Raw genomic sequence first — 15,494 nt, 5'->3', positions numbered from 1 at the left:
AAAAGAGATAAGAACAACAAGAAGGTGAGAAGCTATGCCGTTAAAAAAGAAATTATTTCGTTCCAATATGCTGTTTTTATTCCTGTCGATGGTTACGCTGCTTCTAATCGGAACAGCTGTGATAGGAGCATGTGAAGACAGATTTGAAAGAACATTTGAAGAGATCGGATATGAAAAGATGGACGGGGATGTATGGGATATCTCGAAGGATATCGGGAAAGAAGCCATCCGGGAGTCTTTTTCATTTCTGGTACTGATCGTGCTGGTTGTAGGCATTATAGCGATTCTGGCATTGCTTCTCCTGGCATCCATATTTACAAAAAGAATGAACCGTCTTGTCATGGAGCCGTTAGACTGCCTGGTTGAAGGTGCAAAAAGGATCCAGGACGGCAATCTGGAAGAAGAGATCGTATATGAAGGACAGGAAGAGTTCGAACGGGTCTGCCGTGCGTTCAATGAGATGCAGAGGACAATTCTGGAAGATCAGAAGATACGGGAACGGAATGAAAAGGCAAGGACAGATATGGTAACAGGAATCTCTCACGATCTAAGAACTCCGCTTACGTCAATCCGGGGCTATATCAAAGGGGTTCTGGATGGTGTGGCAAATACGGAAGACAAACGGACAATGTATCTGGAGACGGCCTATGAATCTACGGAAGATATGAATATCTTGCTACAGAAATTGTTCGATTTCTCCAGAATGGAAAGCGGGCAGATGCCAGTTCATATGATACAGATCGATCTTGCAGAATATGTACAGGGATTCACAGCACAAAAAGAAAAGACCCTGGATCCGTCCGAAGTCCAGCTTGTAATGGAACAGGAAGAAGAAATCCTTCCGGATGTCAATGTGGATATAGAGCAGATCCAACGTATACTGGAGAACCTTCTGGAGAACAGCAGGAAATATGTAGAAAGAAAACCGGTGGAGATCTGGCTGCGTGTCAGAAAGGATGAAAGTCATGTAATCCTGGAATGGAAAGATAACGGAGACGGCGTGCCGGAAGAAAAGATCGGCAGGATATTTGACAGGTTTTACAGATGCGATGAGGCCAGAACAAAGAAGGGAAGCGGTGTCGGACTTTATGTGGTAAAATACATTATGGAAGAGCATGGAGGAAGTGTGGAAGCTGTGAATGACGGCGGGCTGAAATTGATACTGCGCTTTCCAAGAGCTGATAAAAATATGTGAGGAGTGAATGTAGGATGTCCAGAATACTGATCGTAGAAGATGACAGGAAGATTGCACAGTTAGAAAGTGATTATCTGGAGAGTAACGGATATGAGACAAAAATCATTGAAGACGGGAAAAAGGCACTTTCCGAATTGAAAACGAATCATTATGACCTGATACTTCTGGATCTGATGCTTCCGGGATGCAGCGGATATGATATCTGCAGGAAGATCAGGGATGAGATAGACATTCCGATCCTTATGGTGACGGCACGGACAGAAGGCGTTGATGTGATCAGGGGACTGGGACTTGGTGCGGATGATTATATCACGAAGCCATTTGATCCGTCACAGCTTGTCGCAAGAGTACGTTCACATCTGAAGCGTTATGAAAGGCTGACGACCAGGCATAAAGAAAGAGAAGAGAAAGAAAATGCACAGGAGCAGATCAAAGTAGAAGATGTCGTGATTGAGCCGCAGACATGGAGAGTATGGAAAGCAGGAGAAGAAGTGAAGCTTCCTCACAGGGAATTTGAACTTCTCGTATTTCTGGCAAAGAATCCGAACATTGTATTTTCAAAGGAAGCATTATTTGAAAAGATATGGGGATTCGATTATGTGTCGGATGCGGCAACCGTATCGGTGCATATCAACCGGTTAAGAGAAAAACTGGAAGACGATCCGAGAGATCCGAAGATCATAGAGACAGTATGGGGAGCAGGATACCGCCTGAATAGATAGTATCGGCAATATGCCGAAAAACAGGAGGTAAGGCCTGTTACAGAGAGAACAGAATTGTAAAATGTTACGAAATAAGAAAAGCACGCAGTGGGATATTGCGTGCTTTTTGAGTGCGTGATATTATTATAGTATAGTATGCAAGATAAGAAATCAGAGATTTACACAGTGAATCAGTAGTTATAAGGAGAGCGTATATGTCAGTAACAATACAACAGATCGCCGAAAAAGCAGGTGTATCAAGAGGAACCGTAGACCGGGCACTTAATAACCGCGGCCGGATCAACCCGGAAGTGGCAGAAATGGTGAAAAGAACCGCCGAAGAGATGGGATATGTGCACAAAGCAAGAAAGAGACAGAAAAGTGCCGGAGGAAAGAAAAAGATCGGGATCGTAACACAGCTTTCGGGATCTTCCTTCATGCTGGAAGTCAAAAGAGGAATACAGACCGGAAAAAAAGAACTGGAAGAACTTGGCGTAGAAGTGATCGTAAAAGAGAATACTTCCGTTCGTGAAGAGGACCAGTTGCGTGCAATTGACGAACTGGTGAAAGAAGGAATCCAGGGACTGGCACTGATGCCGGTAGATACCGAAGGCGTCAGGGAGAAATTAAACTGGCTGGTGAATGAAAAGAAGATTCCGGTCGTGACATTCAACTCGGATATCGTAGGAACAAAGAGATGCTGTTTTGTCGGAATGGATAATAAGTTAAGCGGGCAGACAGCAGCAGGGTTATTCGGGATGATGACCAGAGGCGTCGGAAAGATCCTTGTCATTACCGGATATTTCAGCAGTATGCTGAATAACTCTCGTGTAGACGGATTCGTAGAAGAGATAAAGAATATTTCACCAAAGCTTGAGATTGCCGGCGTGCAGGGAAGCTTTAACAATGCAGATGAAGTGGAACACATTATAGAGAATGCCATGATGAGTATATCCGGGATTAACGGAATCTTTGTGGTATCCGGCGGACAGGAAGGCATCGTCGAGGCATTCCGCAAACTTGGTGTAGAGCAGCGGCCATATGTTGTGATCTATGACCAGACTGCAAAGAATGAAACACTGTTAAAAGAAGGAACCGCAGATTTCCTGATCGATCAGAATGGGTTCGAACAGGGATACCGGCCGCCGAGGATCCTTGCAGATATCTTGTTGAACGGAACCTATCCGGACACAGAATATCTGTATACAGGAATCGATATTAAGACAAAATACAACCTGTAAGATAATCCGGGGTACACAGCCCTGATACCAGAGATGCAAGAGAAGGTGCCAGTGGCAGGTTTTGCAGATAAAGGGATGATTAGAATGATAATAAGACAGAGAAGAGGAAAACAGATATCAGCTTTATTACTCATGACGGTAATTCTGTGCTGCGGCTGCAGTAATCACAGTTCCTGGCAGAAGGCAAAAGACCGGTATGTGGTAGGAGTTGTAACCAAATCCAATACCAGTGAGTACTGGATGTCGGTGAATTCCGGCATGGAAGCGGCAGCTGCAAAATATGACATGGATGTGATCACGCTTGCTCCGGATTCGGAACTGGACCGGGAAGTTCAGGAAAAGCAGGTGGAAAAGCTGATCGATCAGAATGTGGATGCGCTGGCAGTTGCACCGATTGACTCTTATCATGTTCCGGACTATCTGGATGAAATAGAGAAAAAGAAGATTACGGCAGTATGTTTTGACAATGGAATGGTGGGCGGAGAACTTCCATATATCGGAATCGACAATCATAAGACAGGATATCAGCTGGCACAGGAACTGGCAGAACAGTTAGACCACAAAGGCCAGGTAGGAATTGTGGCAGGTGATTTAAAACAGAAAGGCCACAGAGAACGTGTGGAAGGATTTGAAGAATATATGAAGTCCGAACCGGAGATGACGGTGAAGTTCGTAGAAAGCGGCTATGCCAATCTGCAGATGTCGGAACAGAAAGTACGGGATCTTATGGGACAATATCCGCAAATCAGGGGAATTATGGCGACCAGTGCTGTCACTGCGATGGGACTTGTTGATGAATTGAAAGATACTGATATCAAAATTGTGGCAGTGGATGAACAGGAAGATTCCCTTAAGGCAGTAGAAAATGGGCAGATCTTGGCGCTTGCGGCACAGTCGGGATATGAGATTGGTTATGAAACGATTCACTATATCCAGAATCTGCGGAACGGAAAGCATCTGAAAAAGAAGTATTATCTGAATGCAGAGATACTGACACAGGACAATGTAAAGGAGTACAGAAAAAAAGATGAAAGTCAGAAGTATAAGAAGTAAGGTCCTGATCGCAATCACCGGGATCACACTGCTTACGGCAGCAGCCATGGCTTTCGTATTTTATGGAAGGTCATCCCGGATGATTGAGGAAAATTACATAACAGTGCTCAGTCAGAGAACCAGGCTGCTTACGGATACCGTAGATGATATGTTAAAAAATGTATGCAATATCGATATCAAAGCATCCTGTGACAAAGAGATCAAAGAGGAACTGGAACAATATCTGAATGACAAAGATGAGAAACGGCTGAACAATATCTCAACAAGATTACGTACATTTTCCAAGATGGATCAGGCAATCTCCAGTATGTATCTGGTGATCCCAGGCGAGAGTCAGTTTGTTACAACGCTGGATTATCCGGTGTACAGAAGTGGACTTAAGGAGGATAACCTTCGTCAATTTGAAACACTATGTGGAAAAAATGGCGGACCGGCGATCATGGATGATCTGGTGCACAGCAAAGATAAATTATTACAGTTTACGGAAAAGGTAACCGGAGAAGATGGACAGGTGATCGGTTATCTGTGTGCGAATATCGAAGAACAGAACTTAAGATATGATTATCTGGAAGATCCGTCGAATCAGGAACTGGGACAGATCGAACTGATCGAAGACGGCAGGATCATTGCAGCCAGAGAGCAGTCCCGGATGGGCAATAAATTTCCGGTAAAGAAGTATAAAAATTTTATCAGTCATTCTGAAGTTACCGGGGCAGATAAAGAAAATATATACATTTACTGTGAAGGAAGCTTTTCCGGCTGCGGAATTTTTGCCAGTGTAAAGAGAAGTGCCGTATTAGGTGACCTGGCGCAGATGCGGAAATATGTATTCGGTGTGGCGGCCGTGTTCGGGCTGATCGCAATGCTGGCGGCGATATACATTTCAAGGATTGTCTATAAACCGGTGAGAAAGCTGATGACTGCAATGCAGTCAATTGCGGATGGCGAGATGGACACCAGGGCAGAGGTCGTATCCAAAGACGAGATTGGTCTTGCTGCGGAAGAATTTAACCGGATGTTAGACCGGATCGAAGAACTGATCGGACAGCTTATTCAGGAAGAAAAGAAGAAAAAGGATGCGGAACTGGAGGCACTGCAGTATCAGATCACACCGCATTTTATGTATAATACACTGAATTCGATCAAGTGTTATGCAATGATCCACAATGAGAAAGAGATTGCAACGGTCATCGGGGATTTTGTAGAGTTATTGCAGACATGTATACGGAAAAAGGGCACATTTCTGACTGTTGCAGAGGAAATACAGGTGTTGAAGAATTATATTCATCTGCAGGAATTCCGCAATGGAGAAGAATATCAGGCAGCTTACGCGATAGAGCGCGAAGCAGAGCAATGTCTGATACCAAGACTGATCTTACAGCCCCTTGTAGAAAATGCGTTGATTCATGGACTGGATCTGAAAAATAACAGAAAACATTTAACGATAGAAGCGTATACTTCCGGCTCCAGACTTTATATGAAGGTCAGGGATAACGGAAGAGGAATGACACAGGAACAGATTGAAGAATTATTGAAAAAGAAGGGAAAGAAGACGAAGGGACTTACGGCAGTCGGAATACCGAATATTCAGGAAAGACTGCAATTATATTATGGAACACAGGCAAAGCTTTCGCTGAAAAGCAGCGGAGAAGGTACAGAGGCAACGATCTATCTGCCTGTGAACAGAAGTGAGGATGAAGAATCATGAGAAAAGCATTACTGGCGGACGATGACTTTCTTGTGCGGAGTTATCTGAAGATGTTGTCGTCATGGGAAAAGGCAGGATTTGAGATTACGGCGGATGTAAGAGATGGGGAAGAAGCACTGGAGGTGTTGGACCGGGAAAAGATAGATCTGGTTGTTACTGATATTGCAATGCCGCTGATGGACGGGATCGAACTGATCCGGGAAATCCGGAGAAAATATCCGGACATCTATGTGATCGTACTTAGCTGTCATGATGAATTCGAATATGTGAAAAAGGCGATGAAAGAAGGAGCAGACGAGTATGTATTAAAGAATACACTGAATGAAGAAAGTCTGTATACGGTTCTTGAAGCGGCGGAAGAACATATCCGGCAGAGCAAGGAAGAAGCAGGTGTGAAAGATCAGAAACAGCAGACGCAGGAACATGCGGATATGAAAAAGGATCCAGAAGAAGATAACAATGCAGATGCTGACGGGAAAACGGGAGAGAAGTCGGATCAGACAGGAAATATGAATGAAAAATTCCTGTTTTTTAACCAGATCCTGGCGGGAACCCTGTCCGGAGAGGAACGGGAAGAAAAAAGAATCCGGGCAGGAATACGTGGAAAATATAAGAACAGTGCAGTGATCGTGATCAAAAGAGAAGAAACAGAGTATACCGAGGATCCGCTGGAAGAAGCAAGAAAAGAGCAGTATAGTCTGGAATTCTACAGGCGTATGCAGGAAAAGTTACAGTCAAGACCCGGCGAATCCGAGACGGAAAAAGAAATGATCTATCTAGGAAATGGAACATATTGTTGCTTTCTGGATCTGTCAGATGAATACAAAAGCAGTGTGATGTATCAGCATCTGACCGGAACGGCATCGGCGTGTTATAAGATCTGTGCGGAAGAAGAGGAAGCCTACAAGATCGGTGTCAGTAATATCTGTATTGGAGCAGATGCACTTCGCCAGGCATATCAGCAGGCAAGGATGATGATAAAGAATAGTTTCTATGAAAAGGATGGAATTGCCTATTATGAAGCAGATAGAGCGATGGGAAAAGAACTTCCGAAAGAAGCAGAAACACTTTTGGAGGAGGCAGAGCTGTTAAAGAAGAAAAGTGAAAAGGATAAATTTCTTCTCATGGCCGGGACAGTAATACAGGCGTTCAAAAAAGAGCGGTGCGACAGTCAGCTGGTACGGCAGTGGTTCCGGAAGCTGGAACATAAGTTACAGGTAGACGGCTCAAGGGCGGACCAGCATTTTGGCTATATCGGAGAGGTGAAAAAAGAGCTGGAACATCTGGCAGAGCAGGCATTTGAATGTGGCGAACCGAATATCCCGGAAGATTTAAGCCAGGCAGTTAAGATTGCAGCGGATTATGCGGCGAGACATTACCGGGAAGCAGTGGGACTTGGTGATGCGGCAGAAGCGGCAGGCGTGAACAGCACCTATCTGAGTTATCTGTTCAGTCAGGAGATGGGGATTGGATTTGCCAACTATCTATTGAATCTGCGGATGGAACATGCGAAGAAGTTATTAAGAGAGACCAATCTTAAGATGTGGCAGGTAGCAGAAGAATCGGGATTCAATGATTACCATTATTTTTCAAAAGTATTTAAAAAAGCAGAGGGGATGAGCCCGGCGCAGTACCGGAAGCATTCTTAAAAATAAAAGATACAGTTGTTTTTCTATATGTAAAGGAAAAAGCAACTGTATCTTTTTTTGCGTGCAAATACCTGGCAAAAAAGAAAGCACAAAGAAAAATCAAAAAATAAAACCCAAAAAAAAGACACAAAAAGTGTGGAAAGCAATACCTGAAAAAAAGACACAAAAATCAGAAAAATACCATCTAAAAATAAAGTACACATTTCAAAAGATTCTCCCAATGCCGGAACAGGCGGATCCTTAGTATTATATAGTTACAAAGAAAAACATGAAAGACATAGAAAAAACATCATAAAGAAAGAGGTAAGAAAAATGTTTGACAAAAAGAAAGTAAAACTTGGAATCGCACCAATCGCATGGACCAATGACGACATGCCGGACCTTGGAAGTGAGAATACATTTGAACAGTGCGTAAGCGAGATGGCACTTGCAGGATTCACAGGATCGGAAGTCGGCAACAAATATCCAAAAGATACGAAAGTCCTGAAACATGCACTGGATCTTCGAGGTGTAGAGATCTGCAACCAGTGGTTCTCAGCATTCCTGATCACAAAGCCATTCGAAGAAGTAGAAAAAGAGTTCCGTGCACAGCTTGCATACTTAAAAGAAATGGGAGCAAAAGTGATCGGAGCTTCCGAGCAGAGCTACAGCGTACAGGGCATGCTTGATACACCGATCTTCGGACACAAATATGTGATGAATGATGAAGAGTGGAAGATATTCTGTGACGGAATGAACAAGCTTGGAAAGATCGCAAAAGAGGAATACGGAATTGCACTTACCTTCCATCATCATATGGGAACGGTTGTACAGAATGCAGATGAAGTAGAGCGCATGATGGACAATACGGATCCGGAATATGTAAGTCTCTTATTCGATACCGGACATTTCGCATACTGTGGAGAAGACCCACTGGAAATGGTGAAGAAATACGCAGACAGAATCAAACATGTACATCTGAAAGACATCAGAAAAGACATGGTAGAGAAAGTAAAGAAAGAAGAATTAAGTTTCTTAGACGGAGTCAGAATGGGAACGTTCACAGTACCTGGAGACGGCGATATTGATTTTGATCCAATTTTCAAAGTTCTGGAAGAATCAGGATATACCGGATACATGGTAGTAGAGGCAGAACAGGATCCGGCAAAAGCCAATCCACTGGAATATGCACTGAAAGCAAGAAAGTTCATTTCTGAAAAGACAGGATTATAGAAGAAAAATACAATCTGCAGACAAAATCATCCAGGAAAAATACCGGGAGATTTTCCAAAGGGATAAAAACGGAACTGAACAAAAATATAGAAATAAAAAGATTATAAACGCGAAAAGGAGAAGAAAAAATGGTTAACGTAGGAATTATCGGAGCAGGAAGAATCGGAAAAGTACATGTAGAAAGTATCTGCACACAGGTAAAGGATGCAAAAGTCAAGATGCTTGCAGACCCATTCATGAATGATGAGACTGCAAAATGGGCAAAAGACATGGGCGTAGAAGCAGTTACAAAGGATTATAAAGAAATCCTTGCAGACCCGGAGATCGATGCAGTGCTGATCTGCTCATCCACAGATACACATTCACCAATTTCGGTAGAGGCAATCAAAGCTGGAAAGCATGTATTCTGTGAGAAACCAATCGATCATGATGTAGCAAAGATCAAAGAAGTCATCGATGCATTAAAAGACAGCAATGTAAAATACCAGGTTGGATTCAACAGAAGATTTGACCATAACTTTGAAGCAGTACAGAAAGCAGTAGCAGACGGAAAGATCGGAGATACACATATCATCAAGATCACATCCAGAGATCCGGAGCCGCCATGTGCAGACTATGTAAAAGTATCCGGAGGAATCTTCCTTGACATGACAATCCATGATTTTGATATGGTACGTTTCCTTGCAGGATGCAATGCAACAGAAGTATACGTAGAGGCAGCCGTACTGGTAGACCCTGCAATCGGAGAAGCCGGAGATGTAGATACGGCAGTCATCACACTGAAGATGGAAAATGGTGCGATCGCAGTGATCGATAACTCCAGAAAAGCAGCTTACGGATATGACCAGAGAGCCGAAGTATTCGGATCCAAAGGAATGGTTGCCGTATCCAATGACTCTACATCATCCGCAGTCATCAGCAATGCAGATGGCGTAACAGGTGAGAAACCATTATATTTCTTCCTGGAGCGTTACATGGCAGCTTATGCAAAAGAGATCAAGTGCTTCATTGAAGCAATCGAAAATGATACAGACACACCGCTTGGCGTTATGGACGGACTGCAGCCGGTACTGATGGGACTTGCAGCTAAGAAATCTCTGGAAGAACACCGTCCGGTTAAAATATCTGAGATCACAGTCTAGAATATAAGTAGTATAAGGCATAAAAAAGAAAAGATCTGTGAAGCATGAATTTACAGATCTTTTCGCATATCAAGAGAGACATGAAATGAACCGGAAAAGGAAGTCATTTTATGGAGGAAAAGGAGAGAAGAGACGTGGAAGAAAAAAAGGCGAACAATGCAGCAAACGGAAAACTGTCATGGCCGGTCAGATTATCTTATGCCGGAGGCGACGTGGCATGTAATGTAGTATTCGGTATGGTCGGAACACTTCTGACATTATTTTATACAGACTATGTAGGAGTGGCAGCAGCAACCGTAGGTCTGATCATGCTGTTATCCAGATTCTTCGATGGATTTTCCGATATGATCATGGGAATCATCGTAGAAAAGACCAATTCCAAATGGGGAAAATCAAGACCATGGATCTTGTGGATGAGTGTACCATATGCGCTGTCTGCGATCCTGTTATTTACTGTACCGCATACGATGGGAGTGGTTCAGTCGATCTATATTTTTGTAACTTATAACTTCTGTACAACTGTATGTTATACAGCAATCAATCTTCCATACGGAAGTCTGTCGGCCATGATGACACGTGTATCATCCGAAAGAGATATGTTAAGTGTAGTACGAATGGGATTATCACCGCTCGGTAAGATTATTGCCGTTACCTGTACCACTCCGCTGGTTAAACTATTCGGTAATGACCAGGCAGCATGGGTAAAGACGATGACGGTATGGGCAGTCATCGCCCTGATCTTACTTCTGATCTGCTTTATAAACTGCAAAGAGACTGTTGTGATCGCAGGACAGGATAAGGCGGAAAAGGTTCCGGTAAAGAAAGGGTTAAAACTTCTTCTTACCAACCAGTATTTCTGGGCTGTATTATTACTTTGGATGTTCCAGAGTGTGTCATTTAGCGTATCAGGAACGATCTTACCATATTATTGCAAATACATTTTCCACAATGATACATGGCTTTACAGTGCACTGTATCTGACAGAAATTCTGACACTGGTTGTATGTATTTTCTTATGTGCACCGTTGATCCGTAAGTTCGGAAAGCGAAACATTGCTCTGGCTGGAAGTATCATTGCCCTGGTGGGTCATCTGTTATACTTCCTGAATCCATACAGCATTCCATGGATGGTGATGAGTTGTGTTGCAAGAGCAGTCGGCCTTGCTCCACTGAATGCAGTTGTATTCGGTATGATTGGTGATGTAGTAGAATTCGGACAGTGGAAGACACATGTACGTCAGGAAAGTCTGATCTTTGCCGGTGGTTCGATCGGAACGAAAGTCGGTGCCGGTGTGGCATCTGCAGTTATGACAGGACTTCTTTCTATGGGTGGATACATCAGTACGGCGGCCGGAAGTGTCACTCAGCCGGACAGTGCATTACATATGATTGTGAACATTTACAAAGGCGGTCCATTGATCGTTGCAGGTGGTGTGCTTGTAGTACTTCTGTTCTATCATCTGGATAAACAGTATCCGGATATCATGAAAGAACTGATCGAACGTGAAGCGAAAGGAGAACTGTAAAATGAGAGAACATACGATTGTTACCATCAGCCGCCAATACGGAAGCGGCGGAAGAGAAGTTGCAGAGATTCTTGCAAAGAAGATGCAGGTGCGCTGTTATGACAGACAGATCGTATATCTGGCAGCAGAGAAAATCGGAAATGGTGATCTGGATGTGGAAAGCATTCTGGAAGAAGCATATAAGGTGCCGGGCAGTCACAGCGGTTTCTTCGGCGGACTTGGAATCGGAAGCGATGTCATCCCGGACTATAATAAGATGTATAAAGAGCAGGCAGCACTGATCCACAGACTTGCAGATAAATTCGGAGGAGTATTCCTGGGACGCTGTGCAGATGCAGTACTTGCAGATACACCGGACTGTTATCATATCTTCATTTATGCAGACGATGCATTTAGAGAAAAAAGAAGTAAAGAAGCATACGAGGGCATTTCCCTGAAAGAGATGGATAAAGAAGATGTATCCAGACAGAGATATTATAATTATTATACCGGCAGGACATGGGGCGATCCATTGAATTATGATCTGATGATCAATACCGGTAAGATCGACCTGGAAGATGCGGCAGATCTGATCATAGATTATATCGAGAAAGTACAAAGTGAATAAAGAAATAAAAAAGCAGACATAAAAAAGATGAGCCAGTGTGGACGTGAAAAATATATTTTTTCTGTCCTCATTGGCTTTTTTATACCATAGTATGCAAGAAAAGTTGCCAGTGGCAAGTTTTCTGTATTACCATGTGTTTGAAAGAAATTGCCAGTGGCAGGTCTTGCAGATACGGTTATATTTGAAAGCTTTTTGTGAAAAAGTCAGAATATAAAACGTTTTGATATGAATTGTGGTAAAATAATGGTAAGATAAGAATGTACAGAAAGGAAGGATCGGTATGAAAAACTATTCAGAAGATGCAAGCAGACAGTATCACATTCAGGTTGCAAAAGGTGAAGTCGGACGTTATGTGATCATGCCGGGAGATCCGGGCAGATGCGAAAAGATTGCTGCGTATCTGGATGATCCGGTGCTGGTTGCAAGCAACCGGGAATTCACCACTTATACCGGAATGCTGGACGGGGAAAAAGTCAGTGTGACGTCGACCGGAATCGGAGGACCGTCGGCAGCAATCGCAATGGAAGAACTGGTACGCTGCGGGGCAGATACATTTGTCAGGATCGGAACCTGCGGTGGAATGCAGCCGGAAGTAAAAAGCGGCGATATCGTGATCGCGACCGGTTCGATCCGCATGGAAGGGACAAGTAAAGAATATGCACCGATCGAATATCCGGCAGTTGCCAATCTGGAAGTAACGAATGCACTGGTGCAGGCTGCAAAAGAAGATGGCTGCACCTGGCATACAGGAGTGGTACAGTCAAAGGATGCATTCTACGGACAGCATGAACCGGAAGCAATGCCTGTCGGCTATGAGCTGCTGAACAAATGGGAGGCCTGGAAGAAGATGGGATGTCTGGCTTCCGAGATGGAATCAGCGGCATTGTTCATCGTGGCCGGTAAATTACGTGTCAGAGCAGGTGCATGCTTTCTTGTTATGGCAAATCAGGAAAGAGAGAAACTCGGACTGGAAAATCCGGTGGTACATGATACTGATATGGCAGTTAGGACAGCGGTCGGGGCAGTCCGGAATCTGATCCGGCAGGATAATGAAAAAAATAAGTAGAATCATTCGGAAAATCATGTATAATACTGATTACCAGAAATGGAATACGAATATAAAAGCGGGGAAACAAGATGGGGAAGACAGAACAAAGCAAAACATATCATACAAGTCAGTTGATTGAGACGGCGATAGAACAGTTGAAATATTCTTATACACCGTACTCCGGCTTCAAGGTCGGGGCAGCACTGCTGGCAAAAAATGGAACGGTTTATACCGGATGTAATATTGAAAATGCGGCATACACACCGACAAACTGTGCAGAAAGAACGGCATTTTTCAAGGCGGTAAGTGAAGGCGTGAAGGAATTCGATGCAATCTGTATCGTAGGAGGAAAGAACGGAGTCCTGACAGAATATGCACCGCCGTGCGGAGTGTGCAGACAGGTGATGATGGAATTCTGTGATCCGGAAGAATTTCAGATCATTCTTGCAACGGATGTAGAACATTATGATATCTATACGTTGAAGGAGTTATTGCCGTTGGGCTTCGGACCTGGAAATCTGAAAGAAAAGAAGACCGTATAAGGGGGAAAGGCAATATTCAGGAAAAAAGTGGAATGTTGAAATAGAAGAAAAATGAAGAATGTAAAATGGAGGAAATGATAAAAGCAATATGACAACAGAAGAATTAACAGCACTACCAAAAGTAGAACTGCATTGTCATCTGGACGGGTCGCTGAGCCGTGGATTTATAGAAAAGAGGCTGGGACGGGAAGTATCACAAAGTGAGCTGAGTGTATCCGAAGACTGCAGAAGTCTGAATGAATATTTGGAAAAATTCGACCTTCCGGGCAAATGCATTATGGATGAGACAGGACTGAAAGAAGCCGGTTATGATGTATTAAAAAGTATGAAACAGGAAAATGTATGCTATGCAGAGATCCGTTTTGCTCCGCTTCTGTCCGAGACTCCGGACATGAACTGCAATAAAGTGATCGAAGCACTGCTTGCAGGACTGGAAAAAGGAAAACGCGATTTTGGCATAGAGTACGGAGTGATCACGTGCGCGATGCGCCATCACAGTGAAGAAGAGAATGCCCGGATGCTGCGGACTGCCAGAGAATATCTGGGACACGGCGTGTGTGCGGCAGATCTTGCCGGGGCGGAAAGCCTGTATCCAATGTCAGAATTCATGGAACTGTTCAAAAAGACGAAAGCACTTGGCATGCCATTTACCTTACATGCCGGTGAATGCGGAAGTGTACAGAATATCCTTGATTCTGTGGAAACCGGAGCCGGAAGAATCGGACATGGAATCGCAATGAGAGGATACGCAGATGTGCAGAAAGAATTGCAGAAAAAGGGTATCGGTATCGAGATGTGTCCGATCAGTAATCTGCAGACCAAGGCAGTGGAAAGTACAAAGAACTATCCGATGCGGGAATTCCTGAATGCCGGATTAAAGGTAACAGTAAATACCGATAACCGTACAGTCAGCAATACGACACTGACAAAAGAACTGGAATTCATCCAGAAGAATTATAGAATCACCGATGAAGAGATTCATCTTATGATGCGGAACGCAGTGGATGTGGCATTTGCAGATGATGCGGTGAAAGAAAGGATGTTGAAGTATGTATAAAAAGCTGGAAAAATGTTTAAAAAGCATAAGAGAAAAGACGGATTTCAAACCAGAAAAAGCAGTCATCTTAGGATCGGGCCTCGGAGATTATGCCGAGAAGATCAAGATAGAAAAGATCGTAAAATATACAGACATCGAAGACTTTCCGGTATCGACTGTTCAGGGGCATAAAGGTCAGTTTGTATTCGGATATGTGGAAGATGTTCCGGTTGTACTGATGCAGGGAAGGGTACATTATTATGAAGGTTACCCGATGCAGGACGTTGTACTTCCGACCAGACTGATGGGGATGATGGGAGCAAAGAAGATCCTTCTGACCAATGCGGCAGGCGGAGTCAATCCATCATTCAGACCGGGTGACTTTATGCTGATCAAAGACCACATTACGACAGCAGTACCAAGTCCGCTGATCGGACCGAATATCGAAGAACTCGGAACCAGATTCCCGGATATGAGTGAAGTATACAGTAAAAAACTGCAGGATATCATCCGTAAAAGTGCCAAAGACTGTGGAATACCACTTCAGGAAGGCGTATACGTGCAGCTGACCGGACCAAACTACGAGACACCGGCAGAAATCCGCATGGTCAGAAGCTGGGGCGCAGATGCAGTCGGTATGAGTACCGCCTGCGAAGCCATGGCAGCAAGACATATGGGAATGGAAGTGTGTGGAATCTCCTGCATTACGAATATGGCGGCAGGTGTCAGCAATGCGAAACTGAATCACGCCGAAGTTCAGGAGACAGCGGACCGCGTAGCGAAAGATTTTGAAAAACTTGTGACAGATGTGATAGCTGCTATTTAACTGATTAA

14 protein-coding genes are annotated in these 15,494 nt (G+C 43.8%); all 14 read left to right on the top strand.

Translation table 11 applies throughout. The annotated features are described in order from the left end of the window. Positions 1-34 precede the first annotated feature (34 nt). The 14 genes from NQ508_RS10740 (at position 35) to NQ508_RS10675 (ending at position 15,486) form a co-directional block, all read left to right on the top strand. A complete protein-coding gene (locus tag NQ508_RS10740; protein ID WP_006428459.1) occupies positions 35-1,195 on the top strand; it encodes a HAMP domain-containing sensor histidine kinase in 1,161 nt (386 codons plus the stop codon). A 14-nt stretch (positions 1,196-1,209) separates the two neighbouring features. Beyond that, complete coding sequence (locus NQ508_RS10735; RefSeq protein ID WP_006428460.1) at positions 1,210-1,917, top strand: response regulator transcription factor; 708 nt, start codon at positions 1,210-1,212, stop codon at positions 1,915-1,917. Between the two features lie 194 nt (positions 1,918-2,111). Then, entirely contained in the window at positions 2,112-3,137 is a 1,026-nt protein-coding gene (locus tag NQ508_RS10730) for a LacI family DNA-binding transcriptional regulator (protein ID WP_022415946.1), read from the top strand. Positions 3,138-3,221: 84 nt separating this feature from the next. Next, positions 3,222-4,190: an ABC transporter substrate-binding protein gene (locus NQ508_RS10725; RefSeq protein ID WP_070099001.1), complete on the top strand. Its 969-nt coding sequence runs from the start codon at positions 3,222-3,224 to the stop codon at positions 4,188-4,190. Continuing rightward, positions 4,165-5,898 (top strand): sensor histidine kinase, encoded by a 1,734-nt coding sequence (locus NQ508_RS10720; RefSeq protein ID WP_006428464.1) that lies wholly within the window; start codon positions 4,165-4,167, stop codon positions 5,896-5,898. Before NQ508_RS10725 ends, NQ508_RS10720 begins: the two co-directional genes overlap by 26 nt. Next, a complete protein-coding gene (locus tag NQ508_RS10715) occupies positions 5,895-7,547 on the top strand; it encodes a response regulator transcription factor (RefSeq protein ID WP_006428465.1) in 1,653 nt (550 codons plus the stop codon). The genes NQ508_RS10720 and NQ508_RS10715 overlap by 4 nt, the downstream gene beginning before the upstream one ends. Positions 7,548-7,859: 312 nt before the next feature. Continuing rightward, positions 7,860-8,759 carry a myo-inosose-2 dehydratase gene (iolE, locus tag NQ508_RS10710; RefSeq protein ID WP_006428466.1) on the top strand — a complete coding sequence of 300 codons (900 nt, stop codon included), beginning with the start codon at positions 7,860-7,862 and terminating at the stop codon, positions 8,757-8,759. A 128-nt stretch (positions 8,760-8,887) separates the two neighbouring features. Continuing rightward, positions 8,888-9,901 carry an inositol 2-dehydrogenase gene (gene iolG, locus NQ508_RS10705; protein ID WP_006428467.1) on the top strand — a complete coding sequence of 338 codons (1,014 nt, stop codon included), beginning with the start codon at positions 8,888-8,890 and terminating at the stop codon, positions 9,899-9,901. Between the two features lie 110 nt (positions 9,902-10,011). Beyond that, entirely contained in the window at positions 10,012-11,427 is a 1,416-nt protein-coding gene (locus tag NQ508_RS10700) for an MFS transporter (protein ID WP_006428469.1), read from the top strand. A 1-nt stretch (position 11,428) separates the two neighbouring features. Further along, complete coding sequence (locus tag NQ508_RS10695) at positions 11,429-12,034, top strand: cytidylate kinase-like family protein (RefSeq protein ID WP_006428470.1); 606 nt, start codon at positions 11,429-11,431, stop codon at positions 12,032-12,034. Between the two features lie 280 nt (positions 12,035-12,314). After that, positions 12,315-13,100: a uridine phosphorylase gene (gene udp, locus NQ508_RS10690; protein ID WP_006428471.1), complete on the top strand. Its 786-nt coding sequence runs from the start codon at positions 12,315-12,317 to the stop codon at positions 13,098-13,100. A 71-nt stretch (positions 13,101-13,171) separates the two neighbouring features. Then, positions 13,172-13,624 carry a cytidine deaminase gene (gene cdd / locus NQ508_RS10685; RefSeq protein WP_006428472.1) on the top strand — a complete coding sequence of 151 codons (453 nt, stop codon included), beginning with the start codon at positions 13,172-13,174 and terminating at the stop codon, positions 13,622-13,624. An 88-nt stretch (positions 13,625-13,712) separates the two neighbouring features. Beyond that, the gene (gene add, locus NQ508_RS10680) at positions 13,713-14,681 is read left to right on the top strand and encodes an adenosine deaminase (protein ID WP_006428473.1); all 969 of its coding nucleotides are present in this window, start codon (positions 13,713-13,715) and stop codon (positions 14,679-14,681) included. Next, positions 14,674-15,486: a purine-nucleoside phosphorylase gene (locus NQ508_RS10675; protein ID WP_006428474.1), complete on the top strand. Its 813-nt coding sequence runs from the start codon at positions 14,674-14,676 to the stop codon at positions 15,484-15,486. The genes add and NQ508_RS10675 overlap by 8 nt, the downstream gene beginning before the upstream one ends. The last annotated feature ends 8 nt before the right edge of the window (positions 15,487-15,494 follow it).

It is taken from the genome of Dorea longicatena (assembly GCF_025150085.1).
Taxonomy (GTDB): Bacteria; Bacillota; Clostridia; order Lachnospirales; family Lachnospiraceae; genus Dorea_A; species Dorea_A longicatena.
This window is presented reverse-complemented; position numbering and strand designations above follow the sequence as displayed.

Excerpts from the sequence above, each read along its gene's own strand:
- cdd (WP_006428472.1), top strand. The coding sequence starts at position 13,172 with ATGGGGAAGACAGAACAAAGCAAAACATATCATACAAGTCAGTTGATT.
- NQ508_RS10740 (WP_006428459.1), top strand. The coding sequence starts at position 35 with ATGCCGTTAAAAAAGAAATTATTTCGTTCCAATATGCTGTTTTTATTC.
- udp (WP_006428471.1), top strand. The coding sequence starts at position 12,315 with ATGAAAAACTATTCAGAAGATGCAAGCAGACAGTATCACATTCAGGTT.
- NQ508_RS10675 (WP_006428474.1), top strand. The coding sequence starts at position 14,674 with ATGTATAAAAAGCTGGAAAAATGTTTAAAAAGCATAAGAGAAAAGACG.
- NQ508_RS10735 (WP_006428460.1), top strand. The coding sequence starts at position 1,210 with ATGTCCAGAATACTGATCGTAGAAGATGACAGGAAGATTGCACAGTTA.
- NQ508_RS10715 (WP_006428465.1), top strand. The coding sequence starts at position 5,895 with ATGAGAAAAGCATTACTGGCGGACGATGACTTTCTTGTGCGGAGTTAT.
- iolG (WP_006428467.1), top strand. The coding sequence starts at position 8,888 with ATGGTTAACGTAGGAATTATCGGAGCAGGAAGAATCGGAAAAGTACAT.
- NQ508_RS10725 (WP_070099001.1), top strand. The coding sequence starts at position 3,222 with ATGATAATAAGACAGAGAAGAGGAAAACAGATATCAGCTTTATTACTC.
- iolE (WP_006428466.1), top strand. The coding sequence starts at position 7,860 with ATGTTTGACAAAAAGAAAGTAAAACTTGGAATCGCACCAATCGCATGG.
- NQ508_RS10720 (WP_006428464.1), top strand. The coding sequence starts at position 4,165 with ATGAAAGTCAGAAGTATAAGAAGTAAGGTCCTGATCGCAATCACCGGG.
- NQ508_RS10695 (WP_006428470.1), top strand. The coding sequence starts at position 11,429 with ATGAGAGAACATACGATTGTTACCATCAGCCGCCAATACGGAAGCGGC.
- add (WP_006428473.1), top strand. The coding sequence starts at position 13,713 with ATGACAACAGAAGAATTAACAGCACTACCAAAAGTAGAACTGCATTGT.
- NQ508_RS10700 (WP_006428469.1), top strand. The coding sequence starts at position 10,012 with ATGGAGGAAAAGGAGAGAAGAGACGTGGAAGAAAAAAAGGCGAACAAT.
- NQ508_RS10730 (WP_022415946.1), top strand. The coding sequence starts at position 2,112 with ATGTCAGTAACAATACAACAGATCGCCGAAAAAGCAGGTGTATCAAGA.